Genomic DNA, 2,154 nt, shown 5'->3' on the forward strand with positions numbered 1-2,154 from the left:
GTGCAGCACGTAACGATTGAACAAGGACCAATTATGAGAAAATATGGCTTAGCAGAATTACACATTTCAACGGCTGCAACTTCTCACAGCATCCCAGGCTTAACGATGTATGAAGCAGAAATGTTGAAAACGAAAATCGCAGAATTAGCGAAAGTGAGTGATGAGGATGTATAAGAGGCAGCATCCAATCACGATGTTATTAGAATTAAAAATAACAGATTTTATACCACTCATTATTTTCATGTTTAGCTTAAACGGAAAATTCCCGTTTTGGTATTTAATTCCCGCAGCATTTGGTTTACTCACCGTTTTTTCAGCATTTGAAAAATGGTATTACACAACATATTGGGTTGAAAATAACGTATTACATGTGAAAAAAGGTCTCTTCGTGAAAAAGGAGAGCTACTTAAATAAAGAACGTGTTCAAACGATTAATACAAGTTCTAACGTACTATATCAAATGCTCGGTTTGAAAAAAATTCAGATTGAAACAGCTGGTGGGGGCGATGAAGCAGAAGTTAGCTTAGCTGGTATTACGGCAGAAGAAGCGGCGGAGCTTATTGCTTTGCTAAATGAGCCAACTCCAGAAGTGAAAGCAGAAGGAACGTTAGACGAAGCAACAGAAAATGTAGTAGAAAAAGAAATTGTTACAGAGGAAAAACAAACGACAGAATATAAATTAACTTGGAAAGAGATTTTATTAGCATCTGTTACATCTGGTCAATTTGGACTATTATTCTCTTTAATCTTTTTCGTTTATCACCAAGTAGATGAGTACATTCCGAAATGGATAGAGAATGGCGTAAAGTCGTATGTAATGGAACATGATATATATGGCTGGATTTTCATGGTAGCCATGTTACTCGTTCTTTCTTGGATTATATCTACAATCGGTTACGCGTTAAAACATGGCGATTTCACAGTGAATCGAAGAAATGACGAAGTCCGCATTTCGCAAGGATTGCTTGAGAAAAAAGAGCTCGTACTAAAATTGCATCGTATTCAAGGTATTACGATAAAAGAAAGTATTTTACGCCAACCATTCGGTTATTGTGCTGTGCAAGTAGAAGTCATTCAAAGTAAAGGAATGAGTGACGAAAAAGAAAAGGTTACACTGCACCCAATCATTCGAAAAGATCGAGTACAACAGTTACTCGCCCATTTACAATTACCATACGAACTGAATGCAAACATTATTGCATTACCAAAAGCAGCATTACGCCGCTATCTCATTGATAGTTTCATTTTCTTCGCAATGCTAGCAATCCCGTTTATTGGAATAAGTATATACTCTGAAAAGCACTTCATCATGTGGGCATTAATTCCGCTCGCGATTCTCATCTTTACACTTGGATACGCAACATTTAAAACAAATGGTTACAGTGTTAACGGAGAACAAATTACACTTGTCTATCGTAGCGTCGGAAAATATACAGGACTTATTAGAAGAAGACATGTCCAATCAATGGAGAAGACACAATCATATTTCCAGCGCCGTGCGGATTTATGTACGTATAAGTTTTCGAGTGCATCATCTAGTTATAAAATAGAGCATACGAGAGTAGAAGATGCGGAGAGAATGCAGAATTGGTATAAGAAGAAAATAAATGAGATGTAACTTGAGAAAGCTTGCCTATTATGAAAGGCAGGCTTTTTTGTTATAGGGAAATTAGTACAACTACAGCACACATGTATCAATACGTATGAAAAAAGGTAATATGCTTCTGTTTTAGGAAAATATGTGGAATTTTTAATATAAATGGTATACTAAAATACAAATAGTATTAGGAGGTTATATATGATAAGTCAGTTGAAAAGAGAAGCACTTGATGCATTAAAAGGAAGATGGGGATTAGCGGTAGGGGCAACCTTATTAATTGGAATCCTTATTGGAGCTGTTGAAATGCTAACAACAGGTATTTTCTCGATATTTTGGGGTTGGGAAGAGGCAAGTGATTCACTTACAGTAAGTATTATAGTAATGCTTGTTATTGGTCCATTAACAATAGGTGCCTATTATCTTGTTTTAAATGCAATTCGTGGGACTGATGCTCGCATTGGTCATATATTTAGATGGTTTAGCGATGGAAGTAAGTTGATGAAGTCGTTTTTAACATATTTACTAATGTATGTATACTTGACTCTATGGACATT

Annotated in this window: 3 protein-coding genes; all 3 read left to right on the forward strand. The window is 35.9% G+C overall.

Going from position 1 to position 2,154, the window contains the following annotated elements:
* Positions 1 to 174 (forward strand): PH domain-containing protein (locus tag DN400_RS29140; protein ID WP_147802113.1); only part of this gene is annotated, 174 nt, incomplete at its 5' end.
* Positions 167 to 1,618, forward strand: a complete 1,452-nt coding sequence (locus tag DN400_RS29145) for a PH domain-containing protein (RefSeq protein ID WP_065228428.1) — start codon at positions 167 to 169, stop codon at positions 1,616 to 1,618. The genes DN400_RS29140 and DN400_RS29145, both read left to right, overlap by 8 nt.
* 180 nt (positions 1,619 to 1,798) lie before the next feature.
* A partial coding sequence (locus DN400_RS29150; RefSeq protein ID WP_147802114.1) for a DUF975 family protein occupies positions 1,799 to 2,154 on the forward strand: 356 nt, incomplete at its 3' end.

The sequence above is a fragment of the Bacillus sp. AR8-1 genome, assembly GCF_008042345.1.
GTDB lineage: Bacteria > Bacillota > Bacilli > Bacillales > Bacillaceae_G > Bacillus_A > Bacillus_A cereus.